4 protein-coding genes are annotated in these 4048 nt (G+C 41.7%); all 4 read right to left on the bottom strand.

All coding sequences use genetic code 11. The features are described 5' to 3' along the window. Nucleotides 1-120: 120 nt before the first annotated feature. Nucleotides 121-1500 (bottom strand): argininosuccinate lyase, encoded by a 1380-nt coding sequence (argH, locus tag LOSG293_RS09475; RefSeq protein ID WP_034529748.1) that lies wholly within the window; start codon nt 1498-1500, stop codon nt 121-123. Continuing rightward, complete coding sequence (locus LOSG293_RS09480) at nt 1490-2794, bottom strand: argininosuccinate synthase (protein WP_034529751.1); 1305 nt, start codon at nt 2792-2794, stop codon at nt 1490-1492. The genes argH and LOSG293_RS09480 overlap by 11 nt, the downstream gene beginning before the upstream one ends. A 193-nt stretch (nt 2795-2987) precedes the next feature. After that, nucleotides 2988-3287: a nucleoside triphosphate pyrophosphohydrolase family protein gene (locus LOSG293_RS09485; RefSeq protein ID WP_034529754.1), complete on the bottom strand. Its 300-nt coding sequence runs from the start codon at nt 3285-3287 to the stop codon at nt 2988-2990. After that, entirely contained in the window at nt 3277-3882 is a 606-nt protein-coding gene (gene yihA / locus LOSG293_RS09490; RefSeq protein WP_034529756.1) for a ribosome biogenesis GTP-binding protein YihA/YsxC, read from the bottom strand. Before yihA ends, LOSG293_RS09485 begins: the two co-directional genes overlap by 11 nt. Nucleotides 3883-4048: the final 166 nt, after the last annotated feature.

Here is a 4048-nt window from a genome sequence, read left to right on the forward strand (position 1 = left end):
ATGGCATGACCCCGAAAGAATTTCGGAATCATGCCATTCTAAAAACTGCATAGCTATTTTAATTATTTGAACTGTCTACTTGACTCGGAGCAGTCCCGTTGCTTGCCTAATCCGTTTTTTTTATTTGCTCAACTCTGTTTTGGCTTGTTGTATCTGTTGGATAACCTGATCAAATCCGGTTCCGCCCTCAGACTGACGTCTTCTAACGGCTGTCACAGGGTCTAGGATTTCGTAAACCGTCTCGTCGATGGTGGCATCGATCTCTTGGAACTTCGTTAACGGGAAATCCTGTAAGTTTTGTTGGCCTTCGATTGCTTCATAAACGAGCTCACCAACGATCTTATGTGCTTCTCGGAATGGTATTCCCTTCGTTGTCAGGTAATCGGCTAACTCGGTTGCGTTCGAATAGTCATTTTCAACGGCTGCTTGCATACGCGCTTTATTAACTTTGAGTGATTTCAGCATGCCATTCAGCACCTTCAATGCAGGCAGAATGGTTTTCACCGTATCAAACGTCCCCTCTTTATCCTCTTGAAGATCCTTATTGTAAGCAAGCGGCAAAGACTTCATCGTTGCTAATAAGCCCATCAAGTGACCAAAGACACGGCCGCTTTTTCCTCGAATTAACTCAGCCATGTCCGGGTTTTTCTTTTGCGGCATGATTGAGCTACCGGTCGTAAAAGCATCGCTCAACTCTAGGTAGCTGAATTCGTAACTGACCCACATACTGATTTCTTCGCATAACCGGGACAGATGCATCATCAAAATCGAAGCATTACTGAGAAATTCTAGAACAAAGTCACGATCAGAAACCGCATCAAGTGAATTTGCATATACGCTGTCAAAACCTAGCTCTGAAGCAACAAACTGCCGATCAATCGGAAACGTTGTGCCTGCCAAAGCGGCAGATCCTAATGGCAATATGTCCGTATGCTGTTCATTAAATGTAAATCGTTCTTTATCACGCTTCAGCATTTGATAATACGCCATCAAGTAGTGCCCGTACGAAATTGGCTGAGCATGTTGTAGATGCGTATAGCCAGGCATCACAGTTTCAACGTTTTCTTCTGCGAGTTTCACCAAAGTCGTTTGAACCGCTTCAATGGCTTGAATAATCTTGGGTAACCGCACTTTAAGATAAAGATGGAAATCGGTTGCGACCTGATCATTTCGAGAACGACCCGTATGAAGTTTACCGGCAACTGCACCAATTCGTTCGGTCAAAATCGATTCAATGTTCATATGGATATCTTCGTTATCAGTTGAAAACTGAATCTTGTTGGTGTGGATATCTTGTTGAATCTCCTCCAAGCCAGCAATGATTTGCTGACTATCTGATTCGGAAAGGATACCAGTTTTCTGAAGCATTTTGACGTGTGCCAATGAGCCCATCACATCTTCATCCGCCATGAGTTGGTCAAATCGAATGGAGGCGCCAAACTCGTTTACCCAGCCTTCGCTTTCTTCTTGAAATCTACCGCCCCACAATTTAGTGCTCATAGTTTAATTCGTCATCCTTCCGGTGGTTTGAAACCAAAACCTTTTCACCTTGATCAGACTTCAATTGAGCAACCTGATCTAAAAAGGTGCGTTGCTTATTTTTAATTTGGACTTGTGAGTAAACTTGAGTTGGTAAGCCCCAGAGTTTAACGAATCCCTTAGCAGCTTCTTGGTCAAATGAATCAGCAGCTGTATATGTTGCCAAGTTCTTGTCATAAAGAGAGTTATCCGATTTACGACCAAGAATTTTGATGTTGCCTTTGAACAATTGCAACTTGATTGTGCCGTTAACGGCTTCTTGACTCTTCTTCAAAAAGGCAACCAATGCAGTCATCAGTGGTGAGAACCACAAAGCGTTGTAGATAAGCTCAGTTAATTGCTTTTCAATTACGGGCTTGAAATGTGCTAGGTCACGTTCAAAGGTCATATCTTCTAATTCTTTGTGTGCCTTTATCAAAACAGTTGCGGCAGGTGCTTCGTAGATTTCACGAGACTTAATCCCTACCAAACGGTTTTCAATATGATCAATTCGGCCAACACCGTGCGTCCCAGCAATTTCATTAATCGTCTGGATCATATCAGCTAACTTCATAGGTTCATGGTTGAGTGCAACCGGAATTCCTTTTTCAAAATCGATTTCCAAAATTTCTGGTTGATCTGGCGTATCCTCGATGGGATTCGTCATAGCGTAGGCATCTTCTGGTGCTGTTGCCCAAGGATCTTCCAATACGCCGGCTTCATTGGCCCGGCCCCAAATGTTTGCGTCGATCGAGTATGGTGAGTCTAAATCAATTGGAATTGGAATGTTGTGTTCCTTCGCATAGTCAATTTCTTCTTCACGAGACCAGTGCCAGTCACGTACTGGTGTCAAAACTTCTAAATTAGGATCTAATGCGTGGATGGTAACTTCAAAACGGACTTGATCATTTCCCTTACCCGTACAGCCATGGGCAATGGCAATGGCATTTTTTTCGTGCGCAATTTCCACCATCTTTTTGCTGATTAGTGGGCGTGACAATGCGGAAATAAGTGGATATTCACCTTCGTAATACGTATGACCTTGAAGTGCAATCAATGCGTACTCTTCAGCAAACTCATCTAATGTATCAATTGCGTAAGCTTCAACCGCACCAACTTTCAGTGCTTTTTCTTTGATGAAGTCCAGATCCTTACCTTCACCGACGTTGATACAACAAGCAATCACATCGTAGCCCTTGTCTTTAAGCCATGCGACTGCAACCGAAGTATCCAGTCCACCTGAATACGCTAAAACCACCTTGTTATTTTCTGCCATTTCAATTCCCTCAATCTCTAATAAAGTTTTAATTAATTAACAATATTGAGAGAATATCACGTGTATTCATATAATGCAATCTTTATACATAAAAAAAGCTTAATATTCATGTTTTTATACATAAAATCCATATAATAATTGATAATACAAAAAAATCAGTTATCAAATTTGATAGCTGATTTTGATTCACTATTTAATTACTTTGCTTAAATCCATCAGGATAACGAGCATTCAAACGCTCAATATTATCCTTTGCAACATCGTCAAATGGAATATCAGCCCATTCGGCAACTTGGGACAGGTACCACATGACGTCACCCATTTCTTTAACCAAAGCTTTTTTATCCAACTTTTGACTATAGAATGTATATTGTCTGACGAGATCAACCACTTCACCGACCTCACTCGACAACCCAAGCGCACAATTGGTCAATACTTGTTCATTGCCGTAAAGCGTACGATTTGCTGCCTTTTGATAGTCGTTAAATTCCATCCTGATCTCCTCCAAACGCATGATCTTCAATCCATTTCCAGATTTCGTCCTTGCCCATCTTAGTTTGAGCCGAAAACATGACAAATGAATCCTTCTTATTAAATCCAAGCTTCTTTTTGATAATACTTTCCTGCTTGTTCCATTTACCGCGGACGATTTTGTCAGCCTTTGTGGCCAAAATTAGAATCGGAATATCATAATAGCTGAGCCATTGATACATCTGTACATCATCTTGAGTAGGCTCATGACGTGCATCCACGAGAGAAACAACGCCTCGAAGCGTCTCCCGCTGAGTCAAGTAGGTTTCAATCATCTCGCCCCACTTCTCGCGTTCTTGCTTAGAGACCTTCGCATAGCCATATCCAGGCACGTCGACAAAGTAAAGCTGATCCTCAACTTGGTAAAAGTTAAGGGTTTGTGTCTTTCCAGGTTGACTTGAGGTCCGTGCATAACTCTTTCGGTTAATCAAAACGTTCGTCATCGAAGACTTACCGACGTTTGAACGCCCCACAAACGCGATTTCAGGATAACCGGTTGTTGGATATTGAGTTGGTGATACGGCGCTCATCACGAGCTCCACATTATTTACTTCCATCATTAGCATCCTTTCAATTCATCTTATATCATTCTAACATACCCACCCCACAAAAAAAGAAGACTAAAAGTAGATTGTAAAATTAATCCGAACGCTGTTCGGACAAAAAAGATCAGCTTCCTTTAAAATGGTGTTTACCACAAACCCATCTTTTAGGAGCTGATCT

Origin of the sequence: Secundilactobacillus oryzae JCM 18671 (genome assembly GCF_000740055.1) — a bacterium.
Classification (GTDB): Bacteria; Bacillota; Bacilli; order Lactobacillales; family Lactobacillaceae; genus Secundilactobacillus; species Secundilactobacillus oryzae.